General features: G+C 37.2%; 17 protein-coding genes. All 17 read left to right on the top strand.

From position 1 onward, the window contains the following. The first annotated feature begins 6 nt into the window (after positions 1-6). A complete protein-coding gene (locus M0214_RS04430; RefSeq protein ID WP_248724263.1) occupies positions 7-543 on the top strand; it encodes a DUF3341 domain-containing protein in 537 nt (178 codons plus the stop codon). A gap of 8 nt (positions 544-551) precedes the next feature. Further along, positions 552-1,103 (top strand): cytochrome c, encoded by a 552-nt coding sequence (locus tag M0214_RS04425; RefSeq protein ID WP_248724262.1) that lies wholly within the window; start codon positions 552-554, stop codon positions 1,101-1,103. 20 nt (positions 1,104-1,123) lie between these two features. Next, positions 1,124-2,506: a quinol:cytochrome C oxidoreductase gene (locus tag M0214_RS04420; RefSeq protein WP_248724261.1), complete on the top strand. Its 1,383-nt coding sequence runs from the start codon at positions 1,124-1,126 to the stop codon at positions 2,504-2,506. 30 nt (positions 2,507-2,536) lie between these two features. Further along, positions 2,537-3,616, top strand: coding sequence for a cytochrome c oxidase subunit II (locus M0214_RS04415; RefSeq protein ID WP_248724260.1), 1,080 nt, complete (start codon positions 2,537-2,539; stop codon positions 3,614-3,616). Positions 3,617-3,644: 28 nt separating this feature from the next. Beyond that, entirely contained in the window at positions 3,645-5,435 is a 1,791-nt protein-coding gene (locus tag M0214_RS04410; protein ID WP_248724259.1) for a cbb3-type cytochrome c oxidase subunit I, read from the top strand. A gap of 164 nt (positions 5,436-5,599) precedes the next feature. Beyond that, positions 5,600-6,622 carry a Holliday junction branch migration DNA helicase RuvB gene (ruvB, locus tag M0214_RS04405; RefSeq protein ID WP_248724258.1) on the top strand — a complete coding sequence of 341 codons (1,023 nt, stop codon included), beginning with the start codon at positions 5,600-5,602 and terminating at the stop codon, positions 6,620-6,622. 60 nt (positions 6,623-6,682) lie between these two features. Further along, positions 6,683-7,624: a tRNA epoxyqueuosine(34) reductase QueG gene (gene queG / locus M0214_RS04400; protein WP_248724257.1), complete on the top strand. Its 942-nt coding sequence runs from the start codon at positions 6,683-6,685 to the stop codon at positions 7,622-7,624. Positions 7,625-7,720: 96 nt separating this feature from the next. Continuing rightward, positions 7,721-10,018 (top strand): NADP-dependent malic enzyme, encoded by a 2,298-nt coding sequence (locus tag M0214_RS04395; protein ID WP_248724256.1) that lies wholly within the window; start codon positions 7,721-7,723, stop codon positions 10,016-10,018. Between the two features lie 49 nt (positions 10,019-10,067). After that, a complete protein-coding gene (gene ruvA, locus M0214_RS04390; protein WP_248724255.1) occupies positions 10,068-10,649 on the top strand; it encodes a Holliday junction branch migration protein RuvA in 582 nt (193 codons plus the stop codon). Positions 10,650-10,655: 6 nt separating this feature from the next. After that, positions 10,656-17,954, top strand: coding sequence for a cell surface protein SprA (gene sprA, locus M0214_RS04385; RefSeq protein ID WP_371873538.1), 7,299 nt, complete (start codon positions 10,656-10,658; stop codon positions 17,952-17,954). Between the two features lie 63 nt (positions 17,955-18,017). Continuing rightward, complete coding sequence (gcvH, locus tag M0214_RS04380) at positions 18,018-18,398, top strand: glycine cleavage system protein GcvH (protein WP_248724253.1); 381 nt, start codon at positions 18,018-18,020, stop codon at positions 18,396-18,398. After that, entirely contained in the window at positions 18,391-18,768 is a 378-nt protein-coding gene (locus tag M0214_RS15300; protein ID WP_256467949.1) for a VanZ family protein, read from the top strand. The genes gcvH and M0214_RS15300 overlap by 8 nt, the downstream gene beginning before the upstream one ends. Before the next feature lie 60 nt (positions 18,769-18,828). Beyond that, complete coding sequence (locus tag M0214_RS04370) at positions 18,829-19,548, top strand: energy transducer TonB (RefSeq protein ID WP_248724251.1); 720 nt, start codon at positions 18,829-18,831, stop codon at positions 19,546-19,548. Between the two features lie 233 nt (positions 19,549-19,781). Next, a complete protein-coding gene (locus tag M0214_RS04365) occupies positions 19,782-20,516 on the top strand; it encodes an energy transducer TonB (protein ID WP_248724250.1) in 735 nt (244 codons plus the stop codon). Positions 20,517-20,667: 151 nt separating this feature from the next. Continuing rightward, positions 20,668-22,767 carry a gliding motility protein RemB gene (locus tag M0214_RS04360; RefSeq protein ID WP_248724249.1) on the top strand — a complete coding sequence of 700 codons (2,100 nt, stop codon included), beginning with the start codon at positions 20,668-20,670 and terminating at the stop codon, positions 22,765-22,767. A 254-nt stretch (positions 22,768-23,021) separates the two neighbouring features. Next, positions 23,022-23,540 carry a hypothetical protein gene (locus tag M0214_RS04355; RefSeq protein WP_248724248.1) on the top strand — a complete coding sequence of 173 codons (519 nt, stop codon included), beginning with the start codon at positions 23,022-23,024 and terminating at the stop codon, positions 23,538-23,540. A 34-nt stretch (positions 23,541-23,574) separates the two neighbouring features. After that, the gene (locus tag M0214_RS04350; RefSeq protein ID WP_248724247.1) at positions 23,575-25,413 is read left to right on the top strand and encodes a hypothetical protein; all 1,839 of its coding nucleotides are present in this window, start codon (positions 23,575-23,577) and stop codon (positions 25,411-25,413) included. Positions 25,414-25,456: the final 43 nt, after the last annotated feature.

Here is a 25,456-nt window from a genome sequence, read left to right as displayed (position 1 = left end):
TAGCATATGGAAGCTTCAAAAGTAATTCACGCTATTTATAACGATGATGATGTATTAATGTCTGCCGTAAAAAAGGTAAAGGCTGCTAAACATCATATAGAAGAGATTTATACACCATTTCCAGTACACGGACTAGACAAAGCCATGGGATTGGCGCCAACAAGAATTGCCATTACGGCGTTTATGTATGGTTTAGTTGGTTTAACAGTGGCTATTACCATGATGAATTTCATTATGATTGAAGACTGGCCACAAAACATTGGTGGTAAACCAAGTTTTAGCTACATAGAAAACATGCCTGCGTTTGTACCAATTATGTTTGAGCTAACGGTGTTTTTTGCAGCGCATTTAATGGTAATCACCTTTTACTTACGTAGTAGAATGTGGCCATTCAAAAAAGCTGAAAATCCAGATCCAAGAACCACAGATGATCATTTCTTAATGGAAATTGCTGTACATGGTAACGAGGGTGAACTAGAGAGCTTACTTAAGGAAACTGGAGCTGTAGAAGTAAATTTAGTAGATAAAGAAGAAGCGCATTAATAAGTATTATGAAGAGCTTAATTAAAATATTTGCAATAGCAATCGTTTTTGTAGCAGTATCATGTAAAAAAGATACAGCTCCTAACTATCAATTCATGCCAAATATGTATGAATCTCAAGGTTATGAAACTTATGGTGAAGCTGCTTTCCCTAACGGAGTAGAAGCTCAGTTACCAGTTGATGGTACCGTAGCCAGAGGCCATATTCCTTTCGATATTGAAAATTCAACTGAAGGCTATGAATTGGCAAAAGCTACTTTAACAAGTCCGTTATATTCTACCCAAGTAGACTTAGCTACAGGAAAAGCACTTTACGATATATACTGTGGTATTTGTCATGGTAATAAAGGTAACGGTCAAGGAAATTTAGTAAAGCGCGAAAAAATTCTTGGTATTCCTAGCTATGATGATGCCGGTAGAGCAATCAACGAAGGAAGTATTTATCACACCATTTACTACGGAAAGAACTCTATGGGTTCTTATGCTAACCAATTGAATGAAGAAGAGCGTTGGCAAGTTGTAGCATACGTGTTAAAGTTAAAAGCAGATTTAGAAAAGTAAGAAGATAAGATTATACAGATATGTACACATTTTCAAATAAATTAAAGACATTTTCTTTCATTCTAATGGTTTTAGGAGCCGTAGGAGTAGGAATTGGTTTTATGTCATCTCATAAATCTTTTGAAGACGTTGAGCATTTATTAGCTGAAGAAGCTCATCATGGAGGACATGGTGAAGAAGCAGCTCATGCAGCTCCTGCTCATAATGCGCACGCAGATGCATCTCACGACAATCATGGAAAAGGACATGGTGAAGAAGCACATCATGGTGATGGGCACAAGAAACATGTTGAGCATGTTATGCACCAAATCCATAACAGACCTTGGGCAGCATTATATGTTGCGGCATTCTTCTTCATGATGATTGCTTTAGGAACTTTAGCGTTCTATGCGGTTCAAATTGCTTCACAAGCGGGATGGTCTCCTGTACTGTTTAGAGTCATGGAAGGCATCACATCTTATCTATTGCCTGGTGCGGTAATCGTTGTTATTATTGCCTTAGCTTCTCATTTCTTAGGCCACGATAGCCTGTTTGTATGGATGAACCCAGAATTAACCGATGAAGCTAGTGTGCATTACGATAAACTAGTAGCTGGTAAATCAGGATGGTTAAATATTACTGGATTTACTATCAGAGCTATTGTGTTTATAGGAGGATGGGTAGCGTATCGTCATTTTGCACGTAAATTTTCAATTGCTCAAGATACAGCAGATGATAATAGTAACTACAAGAAATCATTCCGTATAGCAGCTGGATTCTTAGTATTCTTTATATACACAGAATCTATGATGTCTTGGGATTGGATCATGAGTGTAGATCCTCACTGGTTCTCTACATTATTCGGATGGTATGTATTTGCTAGTATGTTTGTAAGTGGTATTACAGCTATCGCTTTAATTACCTTATATCTTAAATCTAGAGGGTATTTAGAGTTTGTAAATGAAAACCATTTACATGATGTAGCTAAATTTATGTTCGCTATTAGTATTTTCTGGACATACTTATGGTTCTCGCAATTCATGCTTATTTGGTATTCAAATATACCAGAAGAGGTAACATATTTCGTTTCTAGGTTTAACGATTATAAATTACCATTCTTAGGTATGGTAGTATTAAACTTCGTATTCCCTATCTTAATGCTTATGAGCGCTGATTACAAACGTATACCTTGGTTTGTAGTTATGACTGGTTTGGTTGTTCTTTTAGGTCACTATATTGATGTTTTCAATATGATTATGCCTGCAACTGTAGGAGATAGATGGTTTATAGGAATTCCTGAGATAGGTTCAATATTATTATTCGCAGGGCTATTTATATTCGTGGTGTTTACGTCATTAACAAAAGCACCATTACTTGTAAAGCGATATCCTTTCAAAAAGGAGAGCGAAGATTTTCATTATTAATTAAAGATTAAATAAAGACGAACAATACCAATGACTGCTTTATTAACAATTATAGTTTTAGTATTTATTTTAATTGCCATTTGGCAAATGGTTAAAATATTCGATTTGGCGCAGGCTAAGAACGGGAGTAGCGACGACACACCAGGTGTAGCTACAGACAAAGACAATGCCTTAAACGGATATTTAATGATGGGCTTTTTAGCATTCATCTATATAATAACCATTGTTAGTTGTGTGAAATGGGGAGATTTACCGTTAATGTCTAACTCTGCTTCAGAGCATGGGCCAACCATTGATAATTTAATGGTTATCTCTATGGTAATTATCTTTTTTGTACAAACTGTAACACAATTTTTACTACACTATTTCGCATTTAAATACAAAGGTGAAAAAGGAAAGAAAGCCTTGTTTTTTGCTGATAATAATAAATTAGAAGCCATCTGGACAATCATTCCTGTAATTGTATTAGCTGGATTGATAATCTACGGATTAAATACTTGGATTAACATTATGGGTGTTGATGAAAGTGATGATCCTTTAGTTGTTGAATTATACGCACAACAGTTTAACTGGAAAGCGAGATATGCAGGGGCAGATAATACATTGGGTAAAGCTAATGTTCGATTAATTGATATCGATAGAGCAAATATCTTAGGTCTTGATGAATCTGATCCTAATGCTCAAGATGACATTATTACAACAGAATTACATTTACCAGTAGGTAAGCCTGTGTTATTCAAAATGCGTTCTCAAGATGTATTACACTCTGCCTACATGCCACACTTTAGAGCGCAAATGAACTGTGTTCCTGGTATGATTACGCAGTTTGGTTTTACGCCTACTAAGACTACCGCTGAGATGAGAGATACTCAGCAAATGAAAGATAAAGTAGCCAACATTAATAAAATTAGAGTTGAAAAGAGTAAAGATTTAGTAGCTAAGGGCGAGGAAGCTCTTGAACGCTACGAATTTGATTACTTATTGATTTGTAATAAAATTTGTGGAAAATCACACTACAACATGCAAATGAAGATTGTGGTTGAAACACAGGAAGAATATGATGCTTGGATTAAAGAGCAAAAAGAATTCAAAAACTCTCTAATTAACTAATTAAAAAAAGAAAAAACGATATAAGATTATGTCAGCACACGCAGATACACACGCACACGACGACCACGGACATCATCACAAAGAAACGTTTGTAACTAAATATATATTTAGTCAAGACCATAAAATGATTGCCAAGCAGTATCTAGTTACAGGTACTATTATGGGAGTTATTGGTGTTATGATGTCATTATTGTTCCGTATGCAAATTGCATGGCCAGAGCAACCTAATGTGGTATTTGAAGCTTTACTTGGTAAGTGGGCTCCAGATGGTGTAATGGATGCAGATATCTATCTAGCATTAGTAACTATTCACGGTACCATTATGGTATTCTTTGTACTTACGGCAGGATTAAGTGGTACGTTTAGTAACCTTTTAATTCCTCTTCAAATTGGAGCGAGAGATATGGCTTCAGGCTTTTTGAACATGGTATCTTATTGGTTGTTCTTTTTGTCTAGTGTTGTAATGATAATCTCATTGTTTGTTGAAGCTGGACCAGCAGCAGCTGGATGGACTATTTATCCGCCATTATCGGCATTACCAATGGCTCAAGGTGGTTCTGGTGCAGGTATGACATTGTGGTTAGTATCTATGGCTATATTCATTGCTTCTTCTTTATTGGGATCATTAAACTATGTAGTTACGGTTTTAAACCTTAGAACTAAGGGAATGTCTATGACAAGATTGCCATTAACAATTTGGGCGTTCTTCATTACAGCTGTAATAGGTATTATATCGTTCCCAGTGTTATTATCTGCTGCATTATTGTTAATAATGGATAGAAGTTTCGGTACATCCTTCTTCTTATCAGATATATTCATTCAAGGAGAAGTATTGCATTATCAAGGTGGTTCTCCAGTATTATTCGAGCACTTATTCTGGTTCTTAGGTCACCCAGAGGTATATATTGTAATATTACCAGCAATGGGTCTTGTATCGGAGATTATGGCAACAAATTCACGCAAACCTATTTTTGGTTACCGTGCAATGATTGCCTCTATATTAGCAATTGCATTCTTATCAACGATTGTATGGGGTCACCATATGTTCGTATCAGGAATGAATCCGTTCTTAGGGTCTGTATTTACATTTACAACTTTATTAATTGCTATTCCATCGGCTGTAAAAGCCTTCAACTGGATAACGACCATATGGAAAGGTAATCTCCAAATGAATCCGGCGATGCTATTCTCTATAGGTTTCGTATCTACATTCATCACTGGTGGTTTAACTGGAATTATTTTAGGGGACAGTGCTTTAGATATTAATGTTCACGATACTTACTTTGTAGTGGCTCACTTCCACTTAGTAATGGGAATCTCTGCATTGTATGGTATGTTTGCTGGTATTTACCATTGGTATCCTAGAATGTATGGAAAAATGCTTAACAAAAACTTAGGGTATATCCATTTCTGGATAACAGCAGTTTGTGCTTACGGTGTATTTTTTCCAATGCATTTTATAGGAATGGCAGGTTTACCACGTAGATATTATACCAACAGTAACTTCCCTTTGTTTGATGATGTATCTAATGTGAACGTTATCATAACCATTTTCGCCTTAATTGGAGGTGTTGTACAGTTGGTTTATTTATATAACTTCTTTATCAGTATTTTTTACGGTAAGAAGTCTACACAAAACCCTTGGAAATCTACGACTTTAGAATGGACTGCTCCTGTAGAGCATATTCACGGTAACTGGCCAGGAGAAATACCTCATGTACACCGTTGGCCTTACGATTACAGTAAACCTGGACACGATGTTGACTTTGTACCTCAGGATGTTCCTTTAAAAGACGGCGAAGAAGAACTACAACATTAAGTTATTCCTGCGAATGCAGGAATCTTACAAGAAATAATAAAAGACCTTTAGATAGTATCAAATACTTCTAAAGGTCTTTTTCATTATATTTGTTTTGCATTGAATTTATTTCAATTTCTTTATAGAAAACCTAAAAGAGATTCCCACTTTCGTGGGAAGTTAGCATGAACGAAAACCTAAATCCATCCAACGAAAATTATTCATCAGAAGAATTAGATGTTGAAAAGCAGTTAAGGCCATTGGCATTTAATGATTTTACCGGACAAGATCAGGTCTTGGATAATCTTCAAGTTTTTGTTCAAGCGGCTAACTTACGTAGCGAAGCCTTAGACCATACGTTGTTTCATGGCCCTCCAGGTTTAGGAAAAACCACACTAGCTCATATTTTGGCCAATGAGTTAAGTGTTGGTATTAAGGTAACTTCCGGACCTGTTTTAGATAAACCAGGCGATTTAGCTGGATTATTAACTAATTTAGAGGAACGCGATGTATTGTTCATAGATGAAATCCATCGCTTAAGCCCTATAGTAGAAGAGTATTTATACTCGGCTATGGAGGACTATAAGATTGACATCATGATTGAAACTGGCCCTAATGCCAGAACGGTGCAAATCAACTTAAATCCATTTACACTAGTTGGAGCAACAACCCGTTCGGGACTGTTAACTTCCCCAATGCGAGCCAGGTTTGGTATTCAAAGCAGGCTAGAGTATTATAAAACAGACTTACTTACTACGATTATACAAAGAAGTGCTTCCATTTTAAATGTTCCTATTTCTATGGAAGCGGCTATAGAAATTGCAGGTAGAAGTAGAGGAACACCTCGTATTGCCAATGCGTTATTACGTAGGGTACGTGATTTTGCTCAAATTAAAGGGAACGGTAGTATCGATATAAAAATTGCCAAGTTCGCTCTAGAGGCTCTAAATGTTGATGCCCATGGTTTAGACGAAATGGACAATAAAATTTTGTCTACAATTATAGATAAGTTTAAAGGCGGGCCCGTTGGTATTACTACAATTGCTACAGCGGTGAGCGAAAGTCCAGAAACTATCGAAGAGGTTTACGAACCTTTCTTAATCCAGCAAGGGTTTATTATGAGAACCCCCAGAGGTCGTGAAGTTACTGAATTAGCGTATAAACATTTGGGACGTATTAAAGGTAATATTCAAGGAGGGTTGTTCTAAAGCCCCTCCTAACCTCCCCAAAGGGGAGGAAATTTTATGAATAGAAAAAAAGACTTGAGTATGAGTTCTCTCTCCCCTCGGGAGAGAGCTAGAGAGAGGGCTTCAATTATCAAAACCGAAGCCAAACGCCTCGGTTTTTTGTCTTGTGGTATTAGTAAAGCTGAATTTTTAGAGCAAGAAGCACCACGTTTAGAAAAATGGTTACATGCTAATATGCATGGCGAAATGCGCTATATGGAAAATCATTTTGATAAACGTTTAGATCCCACTAAACTGGTTGAAGGTTCTAAAAGTGTTATATCCTTGTTGCTAAATTACTTTCCAGAAGAAACCCAAACAGATAACACGTTCAAGATTTCTAAATATGCCTTTGGAACAGATTACCACTTCGTAATTAAAGACAAATTAAAGTCACTACTACATTTTATTCAAGATGAAATAGGAGAAGTTAGTGGACGTGCTTTTGTAGATTCTGCACCAGTATTAGACAAGGCTTGGGCGGCAAAATCTGGTCTTGGTTGGATTGGTAAGCACAGTAATTTGTTAACCCAGCAGGTAGGGTCTTTTTATTTTATAGCCGAGTTAATTGTTGATTTAGAGTTAGATTATGATAGCCCTACAACTGATCATTGTGGTAGCTGTACGGCATGTATTGATGCTTGTCCCACACAAGCTATCGTCGAACCTTATGTGGTAGATGGTAGTAAATGTATCTCGTATTTCACCATCGAACTTAAAGATAATATTCCAACAGAATTCAAAGGGCAATTTGATGATTGGATGTTTGGCTGCGACGTCTGTCAAGACGTTTGCCCGTGGAATCGATTTTCAAAATCCCATAGTGAGCCTTTATTCAACCCCCAACCAGAGTTGCTGTCTATGTCTAAGAAAGACTGGGAGGAAATAACCGAAGACACGTTCCGTAAGGTATTTAAAAAATCGGCGGTTAAGCGAACTAAATTTACTGGACTAAAAAGAAACATCAAATTTCTGAAAGATTGATGCTATAGTTTTGAGGATTCTTATCTTTGAAACTTTAAATTATTCTATAGATTTTACATTTCCCAGGAAAAGTAAAAACCTTTAAAAATATCCATTATGAGCGAAGAAAGTAAGCGAAGAGAGGCACTGATATACCACGCGAAACCAACTCCTGGTAAAATAAAAGTTGTTCCAACAAAAAAGTATGCTACTCAAAGAGATTTGTCTTTAGCATATTCTCCTGGTGTTGCAGAACCCTGTCTTGAAATTGAAAAGGATAAAGATCAGGTTTATAGGTATACTTCTAAGGGAAATCTAGTTGCTGTAATTTCTAATGGAACAGCTGTCTTAGGACTAGGTAATATTGGTCCGGAAGCATCTAAGCCGGTAATGGAAGGTAAAGGGTTGCTTTTTAAAATATTTGCAGATATTGATGTGTTCGATATTGAGGTAGACACAGAAAATGTTGATGAATTTATAGAAACCGTAAAGAATATAGCGCCAACTTTTGGAGGTATAAACCTTGAGGATATCAAGGCACCTGAAGCATTCGAAATTGAAAGACGTCTCAAGGAGGAGTTGGACATACCAGTAATGCACGATGATCAACATGGTACGGCCATCATTTCTGCGGCGGCACTTATTAATGCTATAGAACTTACCAATAGAAATATATCTGAAGCCAAAATTGTAATAAGTGGAGCAGGGGCTGCGGCTATTTCTTGTTCAAGATTATACCAGGCTTTTGGGGCCAAAAAAGAAAATATGGTCATGTTGGATAGCAAAGGAGTGATAAGAGATGATCGTGAAAACCTTACTGCCGAAAAAGCCGAGTTTGCAACTCACAGAAAAATAAATACCCTAGATGAAGCCATGAAAAATGCCGACGTTTTTATAGGCTTATCTATGGCAAATATCGTAACACCAGATATGTTATTGGCTATGGCAGATAACCCTATAGTTTTTGCAATGGCCAATCCAGATCCAGAAATTAAATACGATCTAGCTATTAAAACCAGAAACGATATCATTATGGCTACCGGCCGTAGCGACCATCCTAATCAGGTAAATAATGTTCTTGGCTTTCCTTTTATATTTAGAGGCGCTCTAGATGTAAGAGCAACTGCAATTAACGAAGACATGAAAATGGCCGCAGTTAAAGCCTTAGCGAAATTAGCAAAAGAACCCGTGCCAGAACAAGTAAACATTGCCTATGGAGAAACTAAGTTAACCTTTGGTAGAGATTACATCATCCCCAAGCCGTTCGATCCCCGTTTAATTGCCGAAGTTCCACCTGCGGTAGCCAAGGCAGCTATAAAATCTGGAGTAGCTAAAAAGAAAATAAAAGATTGGGAGAAGTATAAAGACACCTTGTTACAACGATTAGGGTCTGACAATAAATTGATTAGACTCTTAATGAATAGGGCACGAACCAATCCTAAACGTGTTGTTTTTGCCGAGGCTGATCAGCTAGATGTGTTAAAAGCAGCACAAATAGTTTATGAAGAAGGTATTGCTAAACCTATATTATTGGGAAGAACGGAGACAATAAAAGAACTCATGGCGTCAATTGAATTTGATGCAGATATTCCTATAATTGATCCCAAGACCGAAGCAGAAAACCCAAGAAAAGATAGGTTCGCTAAAGTATACTGGGAACAACGTAAACGCAGGGGAGTAACTTATTACTCGGCGCAAAGATTAATGCGAGAGCGTAATTATTTTGCAGCCATGATGGTAGACCAAGGTGAAGCCGATGCCCTAGTATCTGGATATTCACGAAACTATCCAACTGTGGTGAAACCTATGTTAGAGCTTATAGGCATGGCGCCTGGAGTAACACGGGTGGCAACTACCAATCTTATGATGACTAAACGAGGTCCTTTGTTTTTAAGTGATACCTCTATTAACATAGACCCATCTGCTAAAGATCTTGCTAAAATAGCGCAATTAACTGCTTCGGTAGTTAAACTGTTTGGTTTGGAGCCTGTTATGGCCATGGTGAGCTATTCTAATTTTGGGTCGTCACCAAATGAGAAAGCCTCTAAGGTTCGTGAAGCGGTTACCTATTTGCATCGTCATTTCCCAAATTTGATAGTAGATGGTGAATTGCAAACAGATTTTGCATTAAATGATAATATGCTCAGAGAGAAATTCCCGTTTTCAAAGTTGGTAGGAAAAAAAGTTAATTCGTTAGTATTCCCTAATTTAGATTCGGCAAATATCTCATATAAATTCTTGAAAGAACTACATGAAGCAGACTCTATTGGCCCCATTATGATGGGTATGCGTAAACCGGTACATATTCTTCAATTGGGCGCAAGTGTTGACGAAATTGTAAATATTACGGCTATTGCTGTAATCGATGCTCAAGAGAAGGAAAAACAAGACAAGGAAAATGTACTTGGTAAGTAATGATATGCCAATAATTTTAGTACATTTGGAGGTCAAGGAAAATGATTAAATGATTACGCATATACAGGGTAAGCTTGCCGAAAAACAACCAACACATGTAGTTATTGATTGTAATGGTGTAGGCTATATGATTAATATTTCTTTAAACACATTCTCTCAAATTCCAGATAATGAATTTCTGAAGTTATATACACATCTTCAAGTTAGGGAGGATGCGCATGCACTTTATGGTTTTTCTACAGTTGCCGAAAGAGAGATTTTCAGATTATTAATCTCGGTAAGCGGTATAGGAGCAAGCACAGCGCGTACCATGTTATCCTCACTTACTCCTAAACAGATTCGGGAAGGTATAGCTAATAGCGATGTAGCTTTAATTCAGTCTGTTAAAGGTATTGGCGCTAAAACGGCACAACGTGTAATTTTAGATATAAAGGACAAAATATTAAAGATTTATGATATCGACGAAGTTTCGGTATCTCAAGACAATACCAGTAAAGAAGAAGCGTTATCTGCATTAGAAGTACTTGGATTTGCAAAAAAACAGGCAGAACGCGTGGTCGATAAGATTGTAGCTTCAGAACCAGAAGCCAACGTCGAGACCATTATAAAACAAGCTCTAAAAAATTTATAGTTTATTTTGAATAAAGCCAACCTCAAATTTTATAATTCGAAAAAACAATCTACAATCCTGACCTTGCTACTGCTTTTTTCAATAGTATCTTGGTCTCAAGAAACAGCTCAAGATTCAACAAAAACAGGGTTTAGCAAAGGAAGTATTAAAGCACCATTGCCAAATAGTATAGAATCTAAGTATACTTACGACCCTATAACAGATAGGTACATCTACACCGAAAAGTTAGGGAGTTTTAATATCAAGTACCCGGTAATATTAACGCCACAAGAATACCATCAACTTGTTGCCAAGGAAAATATAAAATCGTATTACAAAGAAAAGATTGATGCGTTCGATGGAAAAAAAGGCGGTGAAGAAGCCCAAAAGAACTTATTGCCAGAATTTTATGTTAAATCTGGATTGTTTGAAAGTATATTTGGCGGCAACACTATAGAGGTTATACCACAAGGTTCTGTTGAAATGGATTTAGGTATTCTATTTTCAAGACAGGATAATCCATCGTTTTCACCCCGAAATAGAAGTAATTTTACTTTCGATTTTGATCAAAGAATTAATTTAAGTCTTCAAGGGAAAGTTGGTACGAGGTTGCAAGTTAATGCAAATTACGATACGCAGGCATCCTTCGATTTCCAAAACTTAATAAAGTTAGAGTATACCCCAACGGAAGATGATATCATTCAAAAGATAGAAGTAGGTAACGTTAACATGCCTTTAAACAGTTCTTTAATAACAGGAGCACAAAGTTTATTTGGTGTAAAAACACAATTGCAATTTGGGAGGACAACCATAACAGGGGTTTTCTCAGAACAGCGATCACAAGGTAATACGGTAGTTGCCCAAGGTGGTGGAACGGTAGAGGAGTTTGAACTTTTTATAAGAGACTACGATGAAAATAGGCACTTCTTCTTATCGCAATACTTTAGGGAGACCTATGATAAATCGTTAGAGTTTTATCCTAACATAAATAATAGGGGACTTCAGATTACCAGATTAGAAGTATGGATAACCAACAGAAGCAACAGAACTGAGAATGTAAGGAATATCGTGGCGATTCAAGATATTGGAGAATCGAATAGAATAGGGTTGCAATCACCTCCTCCAGGATTTGTAAATGTTGGGCCTAATGCTAATCCAGATAACGGTAACAACGATTTTGACCCCAATAATATTGGTGGAGCCGGTTCTCAAATAACCGAGGCCATACGAGATATTTCTACCGTAGATACAGGTGGATTCTTAATCTCTGGTCTTAATGAAGGGTTTGATTATGCGAAGCTGGAAAATGCCAGAAAGTTATCACCGCAAGAGTATACGTTAAACCCGCAATTGGGATACATATCACTTCAGCAGCGTTTAAATAATGATGAAGTTTTAGCGGTAGCATTTCAATATACCCTTGGTGGTGAAGTTTATCAAGTAGGTGAATTTGCAAACGATGGTGTAGAAGCAACAGCTGTTAATGTAGATAGTAATTCTGGTCAAGTAACCAATGTGGTAAATAAAGCATTGGTTTTAAAAATGTTAAAGAGTAGTATTACCAATGTAGATCAACCCGTTTGGGACTTAATGATGAAAAATATCTATGATACGGGAGCATTCACCCTAAGTCCCGATGATTTTACATTAAATATTTTTTACAACGAAGCCTCTCCATTAAATTATATTACACCAGTTGGAGCTAATTTTGACTTAGATATAAACGGAAACCCGGTAAACGGATCTACTCCTGAAGAAGATCTTATTGAGAATATACCGCTCCTAAGAGTTTTTAATCTCGATAAATTAAACTTTAATAACGATCCACAGGCCAATGGTGATGGTTTCTTCGATTTCTTTCCGGGTATTACGGTCATTCCACAGGGCGGTAAAATTATTTTCACCAATGCCGAGCCTTTCGGAGAGTATCTCTTTGATGTGTTAGGAGGAGGAACCTACGAGGACGATAACAGTCTATACAATGAAAATCAAAGAAAATATGTTTACGATATTCTTTATAAAGAAACAAAAACCGCGGCTTTAGAAGAAGCTGAAAAGAACAAATTTAAATTAAAAGGACGATTTAAATCTGAAGGTTCCAGCGGTATTCCTATTGGTTTTGCAGCTACACCAGGATCGGTCGTTGTGAGAGCCGGGGGTCGTGTTTTGGTAGAAGGTATTGATTATACGGTTAACTATCAGGTTGGAACTGTTCAAATTCTTGATGAAGCCTTATTGCAATCGAACACCCCCATCGAAGTTTCAAACGAGAGTAATGCGGTTTTTGGACAACAAACCAGACGATTTACTGGGCTTAACATAGAACATAAGTTTAGCGAGGATTTTGTGCTTGGAGCAACACTTTTAAACTTAAATGAGCGCCCAATAACACAAAAGGCTAATTTTGGTACAGAGCCTACAAACAACACTATTTTTGGTTTTAATGGTAATTATGCCACAAAAGTACCTTTCCTTACTAGGTTGGCTAACAAATTACCAAATATAGATACCGATGCAGAATCTAACCTGTCCTTACGGGGTGAGTTTGCCTATTTGGCTCCTGGAGCTCCTAATGGTACTGATTTTAATGGAGAGGCTACCTCTTACATAGACGATTTCGAAGGCACACAAAACGCCATAGATCTAAGGGCACAACAATCGTGGTTTCTATCCAGTAGACCTCTGGACGTGGATGGGAATGGTATAGATGATGAGATTGAAGATAGTCAAGGAATTCAAAATGGTTATGGTAGAGCGATGTTAAACTGGTATAGCATAGATCCTATTTTTTACAGTTCAAGAAGACCAACTGGGATTACAGATAATGACCTATCATCGTTATTTACCAGTAGAGTATTCATTAATGAGCTGTTCCCAGATAGAGATCTAGTACAAGGGCAAAATTCAGTGCTTTTTACTTTAGATTTGGCTTATTATCCTACGGAAAGAGGGCCTTATAATTTTCAAACTACCGATATAGATATAACTTCTGAAACACTTACAAGACCAGAAGATTCTTGGGCAGGAATAACAAGACAGTTAACCTCTACAGACTTTGAGCAACAAAATGTAGAGTATATAGAGTTCTGGTTACAAGATCCTTTTCAAGAAAATCCGTCCAACCCTGGAGGTAAATTGGTGTTCAACCTCGGTAATATTTCAGAAGACATTATCAAAGATGGTAAGAAGCTATATGAAAATGGCCTTCCTGAAGATGGTAATGTAGATTTACTTACCCAAAACCCTACAACATGGGGATCTATAGTACCACAAAACCAATCTTTGATTTACGCATTCGATACAACAGGTCAGGAACGTACAAATCAAGATGTTGGTTATGATGGGTATAATGATCCGGAAGAGGTTAAATTTGTTGGTAGAGAAGGGTTGCCACCAGCCTATGGAGATTTACCAGATCCTTCAAAAGATAACTACACCTATTTCCTTGACGCTTCAGGAAATATTTTTGATCGCTATAAAAAGTTTAATGGGGTAGAAGGTAATACACCAGATACCTTTACAGATACGCAGAGAGCAGCCAATACGCAACCCGATGTAGAAGATATCAATAGAGATAATACAATGAATACTATTGATAGTTACTTTGAATACGAGTTAGATATTACTAGGCAAACGCTACCAGCTACACAGGCAGAATTCGATAACTTACCATTGAGTAATCCTCTTCGGGATTTTTTAAGGGATTTTAAGGAAAGACCTCGAAACATGCCCAATGGAAGTACTGAAAATGTGAGATGGTATTTATTACGAATTCCAGTACAAGGAAGCCATGTAAAGTTGGTTAACAGTCCAGATATCAGATCGGTTCGTTTTGTGCGTATGTATCTAAAAGAGTTTACTGAGCAAACCATTTTCCGTTTTGGTACTTTAGATTTGGTTCGAAGTGATTGGCGACGTTACACCCAAGCTCTGGATAAAGACGACCCTACTCCAGATGATCCGCAAACCGATTTTTCTGTGGGTGTAATAGGAACACTGGAAAATGAAGGGAGTTACGACAGACCACCAGGAATTGAGCCAGAGGAGTTATTTAATAATAACACGGTTATCGAACAAAACGAACAATCCTTAGTTGTGAATGTTTGTAATTTGGAAACCAAAGATTCTAAGGCAGTATTCAAAAATATTAATGTGGATATGCGTCAGTTTAAACGTCTTAGGATGTTTATGCATGCTGGTGCCGACGACGGACAAAGCTTATCCGATAATGAAGTTGTAGGATTCATAAGAATTGGTAACGATTTAAACGATAACTTCTACCAAATTGAAATACCATTGCAGGTTTCCACGTCTCTAACTAGAGAAGGGCTTTGGCCTGAAGTCAATGAAATCAATTTACCTATAGAACTTCTAGGTAGGATAAAATCACAGGGGATTTCCGACGGAACTCTAGGAGACGAAGACCCCACGTTTTACGATGTGGTTGGTAATGATTTGGTATTGGTAAACGATGCTTTTTCGGGGTATGTTACCGGACAGCAAAGAATAGGGATAAAGGGTAATCCTAACTTTGGAGATATTAGAACCTTGATGGTTGGTGTAAAGAATGCCACCAGTAGAAATGATGTTTGTGCCGAAGTTTGGTTCAACGAATTGCGTTTATCCGATATGGATAATGAAGGTGGTTGGGCAGCTGTGGTAAGTATGGATACCAATATTGCTGATTTTGCAAACATTAGTGCTACGGGTAGGCAAAGTACCTCTGGTTTTGGTGGGATTGAGCAAGGCCCAACTCAGCGTAGTTTAGAAGATATAAAACAATACGATGTAGTCACTAATGTTCAAGTTGGGCAGCTATTACCAAAAAAATGGGGTGTTCAAGTACCATTTAATTATGCGCAAAGCGAAGAACTTATTACGCCAAAATACGATCAGTTTTATAAGGATTTAACTTTAGAGTCTCGATTGGCAGCGGCTAATAGTGCCGAGGAAAGAGAAACCGTTAAACAACAATCTGAAGATTATACAAAGCGCCAGAGTATCAATTTTATAGGGGTTAGGAAAACGAGGACAACAGAAAAAACACCGCGTTTTTACGATGTAGAAAATCTAACACTCAATTACTCTTATAATAAAGTGGAGCATCGGGATTTCGAAATAGAGAACTCGGTAAATAAAACCGTAAGAATGGGGGCGAATTATGCCTTCAATTTTAATCCGGTTAAAGTGGAACCTTTTAAGAAAAACGATTCCTTATTTACGGGGCGCTACTGGAAATTCTTAAAAGACATGAACTTTAATTTATTACCATCGAGTGTGGCAATAAATACAGACATCAACCGACAGTTTAATACACAAAAGTTTAGAGAGGTTGATTTAACGGGTAATAATATAGCGGTAGAAGAACTGTTTAGGAGAAATTACACCTTCGATTTTCAGTATACTATCAACTATAACTTAACAGATGCCCTACAGCTTAATTTTACGGCTGCAAACAATAATATAGTACGTAATTATTTTAAGGACAACGATTTAATTAGGGGAGAACAAGATGAAACACTTGATGTTTGGGACGGTTTATTGGATCTTGGTGATCCTAATAGACAAAGTCAAAATTTAGGAATAATCTACCAATTGCCTTTAAAGAAAATTCCAGCGTTCAGTTTTATTGATGCGACATATCAATACACAGGTGCTTTTCAATGGGATAAAGGCTCGGATTTTTATGAAAGACCCATTGCAGATGGCGGTATAGGTACACCGGCACATACAGTTCAAAACTCTAATATTCATGATTTAAATGCATCGTTAGACATGAACAAGTTCTATAGGTATATTGGCTTGGTAAAAAAGCCAATAAAAAGAGCCAGAAGTAGAGTTACTCAAGGAGGAACGCCACCAGGAGGTCCAGGGGTAAAAAAGAAACCAAAACCAAAAGTTAAAAACCAAACTGCTACTAAGATTTTAAATGCCGGTATAGGATTGCTTACAAGCATTAAAAGAATGCAAATACGTTATTCTGAAAATAACGGAACCTTCTTGCCTGGTTTTACGCAAACACCAGGGTTTATAGGTACGTTTAAGCCTACTTTAGGCTTTACATTTGGTAGCCAAAGCGATGTGAGATTTTTGGCCGCTCGAAAAGGCTGGTTAACCGTTTTCGATGCGTTTAACCAACAGTATACAGCTACACATACCAAACAAATAGATGTTTCTGCCAGTTTGGAACCTGTTAAGGATTTAAAGATAGATATCATTAGTAATAGAACTTACTTTGAAAATTACACCGAAAATTACCGTGTAGATAACATAGCAGGAGAGTTAGAGTATCAATCCTTAGCACCAAATACTTTTGGTAATTTTAATATCTCTACAGTCTTGATTAAGACTGCTTTTAAGCAGAGTGATGAAATTAGTTCTGCGCCTTTTACAGAGTTTAGTAACAATAGGCTTAAGATAGCCGATCGTTTGGCAGAGGAGTTCTATGGAAATTCCACCTTTGCTAGAGACAGTGAGGGGTATCCTCTAGGCTTTGGGAAAAACAACCAAAAAGTACTACTACCTGCATTTTTAGCAGCGTATACTGGGCAGGATGCAGGCAAAGTTAAAACAGGTGCTTTCAGGGATATTCCAATTCCTAACTGGGACTTGAAATATTCTGGTTTTATGAAATTTGCGTGGTTTAAAAAACGCTTCAGACGTTTTTCCGTTACCCACGGTTACCGTTCGTCTTACACCATAAACCAGTTTAATACAAACTTAAATCTAAACACAGATCCTTTTGATAATGAAGCGCCGGTACCAGGGGTAGATTATGCAAGCCAACCCCAAGAAGCTTTTGATCAATCGGGTAATTTTAAAAACGAACGTCTTTTTGGAGGTGTTAATTTAACCGAATCTTTTAGTCCGTTAGTGCGAATAGATTTCGAAATGAAAAATTCGGTAAAGATTTTAGCAGAAGTCGCCAGAGACCGTATGTTATCGCTTAGTTTCGATAATAATTTATTAACCGAAGTACTTGGCAACGAATATACAATAGGTCTCGGATATCGTATTAAAGACTTACGAATTCGCTCCAAATTGGCAGGGCCAAAAAAGCGTATTGTTAGCGATTTAAATATGAAAGCAGATGTTTCTGTTCGGGATAACAAAACGATAATACGATACTTAGATTTAGATAATAATCAAGTTACTTCCGGTCAAACCATTTGGGGCCTAAAGTACACCGCAGATTATGCCTTCAGTAGAAACCTTACGGGCATATTTTATTTTGATTATGCGTTTTCTGAGTATGCTATTTCAACGGCATTTCCCCAAACTACGGTAAGGTCTGGTATAACATTACGATATAATTTTGGAAATTAACGAACAAGCGTTTGATTTTCCTTTTTGAATAAATACATTTGTCTAAAACAATATAAAAGCATTATGAACATCCCATCAGAATTAAAATACTCTAAAGACCACGAATGGGTTAAAATAGAAGGCGATATTGCCATTGTAGGAATTACAGATTTTGCACAAAGCGAACTAGGTGATATTGTCTATGTTGAGGTTGAAACTGTAGATGAAACTTTAGAAGCCGATGAAATATTTGGTACGGTAGAGGCTGTTAAAACAGTGTCGGACTTGTTTTTGCCAATTTCGGGTGAAATCATTGAATTCAATGAGTCCTTGGAAGACGACCCTGAAAAAGTAAATACCGATCCTTATGGTGAGGGTTGGATGATAAAAATTAAATGTTCAGATTTGTCTGAGGCCGATAGTTTATTATCTGCCGAAGGCTACAAGGAGTTAATCGGTGCTTAGAAAAAGTATATTAGCAATAAGTATTGCCTACACAGTATTTATAGCTTATATAAGCCTGATACGGCTAAAAAATTTACCTGACCTAGATATATCGTTTGCCGACAAAATTTTTCATTGCGGGGCTTATGGTCTATTAACTATGCTATGGTCTTTTTCATTCTTAGTTAAATTTAAATTTAGAATAGGCAAGGCATTATTTTATGCTTTTTTCTTAGCCGTAATTTTTGGTATAATTCTTGAAGTATTACAAGGTACACTTACCAAATATAGAGGGTTAGATGTTTACGATGCCTTTGCGAATACCTTAGGGGCAGCATTGGCGTTGGCGGTCTTGTGGATAACCAAAAGTTTCTACATTAAAAAAATATAAACTCTTGCTTTTTTGGTAAAAAAAAAGTTATTTTAGCAATCTTGATAAACTAAACAAATTATGGAACCTAAGAAAAATTCTAAAGCCAATGTGGGACGTAACAGTTCCTTGTACTTTGCTATAGGACTAGCGTTAATGTTGTTGTTAACCAATTTAGCCATTAACCATAAAACTTATGATAAGTCTGAAACAGATATAGGTATGGTTAATATGGATGAAGAGCTAGAAGAAGAAATTCCAATCACGGAGCAAATCCAAACACCACCACCTCCACCACCGCCACCAGCTGCACCAGAAGTCATAGAGATTGTAGAAGATGAGGAGGAAGTAGAAGAGACTGTAATCGAATCTACCGAGGCTGACCAAGAAACTGAAATTGTTGAAGTAGAAGAGGTAGTTGTAGAAGAAGTAGAAGAAGATATCGACGTTCCATTTGCAGTTATTGAAAACGTGCCAATTTTCCCTGGATGTGATAGAGGGGATAACAACGCCAAAAGAGCTTGTATGTCTAAAAAGATATCTCAGTTTGTTAATAAAAAGTTTAACACAGAGTTAGCAAGTGATTTAGGTTTATCAGGAAGACAACGTATCAACGTTATCTTTAAAATAGACAAAACAGGGTCTGTCGTTGGTATCAGAGCTAGAGCACCACACCCTGGATTAGAGAAAGAAGCAAAACGCGTTATTGGTTTGTTGCCAAAAATGAAACCAGGAAAGCAACGTGGTAAGCCAGTAAACGTACCATATTCTTTACCGATTATTTTCCAGGTACAAGATTAATTGAAATTATAATTCCCCACAATACACTAGCGGAGTCTAAGTGTTAATTTAAAGGAATAAATACATAAAGCGAAATCCCGTTACAGAAATGTAGCGGGATTTCTTTTTTGGTATGCTTATTGCGATTTTAACATAATATTAACCAGCCTGCTAAAAAGCAGGCATTTAAACTATAATTTATTATGAGAAATCGTAAAGACTCTCACAGCGGCATTCGGCAAAATGACCCAGCTGTGAAAAAATCACACAAGCACGACACAAATTTACAAAAAAACTCCACCCTGTACTTTCAAGTCGGGCTAATAGTTTGCCTTTTGGTAACCTATGGGATGTTAGAAATGCGTTTTGAAACAACGCCTCAAGAGGTTACAGATTTGTACACTGTAGAAGATCCTTATAGTATTGATATACCTTTAATCAAGCCAAAAGAACCAGAGCCAGAAAAGACCATTGAGCAAAAGGATGTAAAGAAGGCTACAAACCCCATAGAAGTCCCAGATGACATTGAAATCTTACCTGAGATTTTTGATACTCCTGATGACCCTATAGCCGATAAGAATCCACCACTAGAGGATATGACCTTGGTTGATGAACCAACAGATGAACCCATTGTAGATTTTCTTTTTATTGAAGAAGTGCCCGTATATCCTGGATGTGAAAAGAAGAAAACCAATGATGCAAAGAAAAAATGCATGTCGGAGAAACTGAGTAAATTAATTAGGAGTAAGTTTAATACATCGTTGGGCGATGCGTTGGGCTTGTCTGGAAGACAAACTGTTACGACTCAATTTACAATCAACAAAGAAGGTGAAGTTATTGATATAAGAACGAGAGCGCCACACCCAAAACTAGAAAGCGAAGCAGTACGCGTTATTAATAAAGTACCAAAGATGAAACCCGGAAAGCAGCGCGATAAACCTGTAAAGGTAAGATATACGCTCCCCATTGTGTTTGACGTACAGAATTAAGCAAAAATAATTTTAAGCATATTTAACCGTTATCAACTTAGTTGGTAGCGGTTTTTTCGGTATATCAAGTTAGCATTACGATTTAAAGACCCAGACAAGGTTACTAAAAAATACACTATCTTTCCGTGGTAAAACAAAAGCCCTTTATTTCATGGCGAGATATCTTGTACTATTACTGTTTTTAGTTCAATTAAGTGGATACGCTCAGATAACGTCGTTTAACGAAAAACCTCCTATATTTCCAGATTGCCAATCGGTAAGTACAGATTCCCTTCAATTTTGTTTTAATAAAACCGTTTCAGAGCTGATCTTTAAAAATTTTAAAGTCCCTCAAAATATAGTGGACGCCGATTATAAGGGGAAAGTATCGGTACTGTTTGAAGTAGATACCACAGGAACGTTTAAGGTCATTTATGTAAATGCGGCTTACAAAGAACTCAAAGCAGAAGTTCATAGGGTTTTTGAAACATTTCCTAAAATTACGCCCGGAACTTACAATGGCAGAAAAACATTTAAACAATACACAATACCCATAAGAATTCCTTTGGTAAAGGAAAAGGCTGTTTTGCAAGATACCAAGGCAGAAAAACCACTTTCTGAATTAGAAATGGCGGCCAAGCAAGAATATGATAAGCTCAATAAAACACTTAAACCGTATACTAATAATCGATTTTCCAGTGCGCTAAACATACAGTTTATTCATAGCGATTATGCCAGATTCGATAGAGCTATGAATCTTCTTGGAACTAACAACCATACGGCATCAAAACCATTTTTGTATAGTGAAGTTTCACAGTATTATGATTTTGAAGCCGAACATAAAAAGCTCCAAAAAGACACCGAAACTTGGGTTGGCAAAAAGCTATGGAACGAACATTTGGTGCAAATTCAAGGAAAGGATTATTGGTTTGTTATAGACCCGGTTTTCGATTTACAAGTGGGTAAAGATACCGACGCCGATTTTAATTCAACCTATAACAATACCAGAGGATTTGTAGTACAGGGCGGTTTGGGTAAAAGATTTAATTTTTATTCGGCTGTGTTCGAAAGTCAGGGGCGTTTTGCCGATTACGTAAATAGGTATGCTGAAACCTTAAAGGCTTTTGGGCCAGATCCAGCCATAATTCCCGGTCGGGGCATTGCCAAGCGCTTTAAAACAGACTCTTACGATTATCCTGTGGCCGAAGCCTATCTGTCGTATTCACCTGTAGATTTTTTAAATATTCAGTTCGGGCACGGTAAAAACTTTATTGGAGATGGATACCGTTCTTTATTGCTAAGCGATGTTACGAGTCCGCACCCATTTTTAAAGTTAAACACAAAGTTTTGGAAACTAAAATACACCAACACGTTTATGTGGATGAAAGACGTACGCGATGAGGTGGTCGAAGACAAAGCTTTTTTAACCAAGTACGTTGCCAACCATTACCTAAGTTGGAATGTATCTAAACGCTTTAATTTAGGTTTGTTTGAGTCTGTACTTTGGACCAACAGTAACGACCGCGGTTTTGATGTAAATTACCTTAATCCGGTTATATTTTACAGGGCCATAGAATTCGAAACAGGTCAAGGGGCAGGTAACGCGCTTTTAGGGGCTGCTGCCAAGTATAAGTTTACAGATAACATAAACGCCTATGCTCAGTTTATCTTAGATGAGTTTTCGTTAAGCGATATAAAAGGCGGTGAAAAAAGTTGGAAGAATAAATACGGTTATCAAGTAGGGGTGAAATATTACAATGCCTTTAAGGTAGATAATCTGTTTTTGCAGTTGGAGTATAACAGAATTCGACCTTATACCTATTCGCACAACACTATAGTGCTCAATTATGCGCATAACAACCAGTCTTTAGCGCATCTTTGGGGAGCGAATTTTAGTGAACTGATTTTAATAGGTCGATATCGTTTAAACCGCTGGTTTGCCGATGCCAAATTTATTTTTGGAAACCGAGGTTTAGATTTTAATAACGGCACCGATAACTTTAGTTATGGTGGCGATATTTACCGCGACGAAGCCGACAGACCTTTCGATACCGGTGTGGAGGTAGGGCAAGGCATAAAGGCTACATCTTTTTACGGTAATTTACAGGCCGGATATATTATAAATACTGCGTCTAATTTAAAGTTGTTTACAGATATAACGGTTAGGAATTTCGACCCTAGCGCTACCACTTCTACAACCTTTAGCAACAATACCGTTTGGTTTAATTTTGGTTTAAGAACCGATTTGTTTAATTGGTATTTCGACAACTAATGTCATTCAGAGCAGAGCGAAGAATCTCTAATAAATTACCTGAAACTTTAAGGTGTATAAATTTTTAAAGTAAAAAGAAAGAACTAACATTTGTCATAAGTTAAAAGTTTTTTCTGACATATTTTTACTACATTGTTAAAAGGAAAAATACTGTTTTAAAGAAATAAATATGCAAATCTTTCAGCAGCGTATTTAGGCCTAAAACTTCTCTCAAATAAAGCAGTATTTTTAAGTTGAAACAAAAAAATAAAACTATGAAAAAATTAAACCTACTTACAGTCCTACTTCTAAGCCTATTTGTGCTGAGTACTGCATGTTGCAACAAAGATGATGATAACTCTACCGACCCTATAGACCAACTGCCACTGGCTACAAAGACCGGCGAGAATACGTTTGGGTATTTGGTAAATGGTGAAGCTGTTGTGGTTTCTACCACAAGGAAAATAACCGCAATATACCAACAAAACCAATTGCAATTAGGGGGGGGAGTAACAAATGATGACATAGATGTTGATATTGCATTGTTTGTTGGTGGACCTTTAGAAGAAAATATTTCTTACAGTTTAGTAAAACTCTCTAAATATACTAACTTCAATGTTTTAGATAAATGTAAATATGATATTGAGGATGCATATGAGGGTTCAATTACCTTCTCTAATGTAGATAGTCAGAACTTAATATTGTCAGGAACATTTGAATTTTCAACTGTTACAAATGATTGTGAAGATATAAAAATAACAAACGGACGTTTCGATGTAAAATATACTCCCTAAGATAATTCTTAAACCTTTTAATCCATTTTTAATCATGAAAAAACGACTCGTTTTTACACTGCTCTGTATTGCCTTTTTTTACGGCAATGCACAAAACAACTACTACAACCGTATGCAACACATCTTTGGGAACATTGATAAAACCAAGGTAACCACTGGTTACTTAAAGGAATTTGGCATTCGTTTTAATGAGACAGAAGCCTATAATGGCGTTATAAGTTCCAATAATCTAGTGGATAAAAGCCAGTGGCAATCCCTTTACAGTTCGCTTTACACCATGCGCGTGGGTACAGTGGCCCAAAATATGACCGCGCCAGATGTGGTGTTTGATAACCTAAAAACCCAACAGGCCAATAGTACCGAAGATGTGCTACTGGCAGCACAATATTACAATTACCAACAATATAAAACCAATGCGGTAAGCAATGGGGATGTTACGGTAAGCAATGACCGCATCTATGATGTATCTGGCAGAAACCCCTACGACACCAAGACCATTTTTGGTGTAGCACCCTTAAAAAATGAGTTGCAGGGCGATACATTTACCTTCAAACTGCCGAGTAGTTTGGTATACACCAATTCTGGATTGACCTTAAGCCAATTGCAAATAGATTTTGATAACGGACAGGGCTACCAAACCGTTGCCATTAATGCAGTTAAAACCATAAGCTATACCTCTGGAGGCGAAAAGGAACTTAAGGTAAAGTTTGTATATAGTGGTGGGCCAACGTTATACAGTCATTCTAAAATTTGGGTGGATTATATAGCTCCTCAGGGTGGGCTTTTTGCACGTTTCAATGGTACTGGTACTGATGTTATTTTTAATAGACAGCCTATAACAGGTAATACATGGCAAGGTATAGCAGGTACGGCTTTGGTTACCGTTGAATTGGCACCAGGGCATATGCAACTCACCAAGCCCCTAATCGTGGTGGAAGGTTTTGACCCAGATAGCAGGTTTGATTATCGCAGTCTAATTGATAGAGATGATCCAGGAGGATTAGAGGTTGATTTAGACCCAGATCCAGCAGTTTTATATACTTTGAATGATGCTATAGAAGCCGAAGACTACGATTTGGTATTTATAGACTTTGTAAACGGTACAGATTATATTCAACGTAATGCCTATGTAGTAGAAGCCGTTATTGATTGGGTTAACGGTTTAAAGGGAAGCAGTACGGAGCAAAACGTGGTATTGGGCATGAGTATGGGCGGCTTAATAGCCCGCTATGCCTTGCGCGACATGGAACTTAATAGTGAAACGCATGACACAAAGCTATACATAAGCCATGATGCCCCGCATCAAGGAGCTAATGTGCCTTTGGCGTATCAAGCTATGGTAAGGCATTTGGTTGGGGAAACCATAAACATACCGGTCTTTCTTAGCCTTTTTGATGTTGATGTTGTAGATATAAAAAAATTTGTGCGAGAGCTTGAAAATGCCTTAGAACTGTTACAAACGCCTGCCGCCCAACAAATGTTGATTTACCAATTACAAGGCACAGGTGGGAATGTTGCTATAGACACCAATACATTGCACAGTAGCTTTGCTACGGAATACAGTAATATGGGTTACCCTCAACAAAATGGCATACGTAACATTGCTATTGCCAATGGCTCAGAATGTGGTACGCCATTAGGTTTTGCCGACAACGCCACACTTCTAGATATTAATGATACGGTTGGTTTTCAATCAGGATTAGCTTTCATTTTGACAGTTTTGAATGCATTTTCAATAAATCCATTAAAGCTTGTTTCATCCGTTTTGACAACAGATTCAGATATTCACCTGCAATTTAACTTGAAAGGTTTACCCAACCAACAATCAAAAGAGATATACAAAGGGAAAATATTTATTAGAAAGGAGGTTTAATTTTTCATTATCATTCATGAACCTCTGATAGATGAAAAGAGCG

This window comes from Seonamhaeicola sp. ML3 (assembly GCF_023273855.1).
Classification (GTDB): domain Bacteria; phylum Bacteroidota; class Bacteroidia; order Flavobacteriales; family Flavobacteriaceae; genus Seonamhaeicola.
The sequence above is the reverse complement of the archived record's forward strand: the minus strand, read 5'-3'. Positions and strand labels throughout refer to the sequence as shown.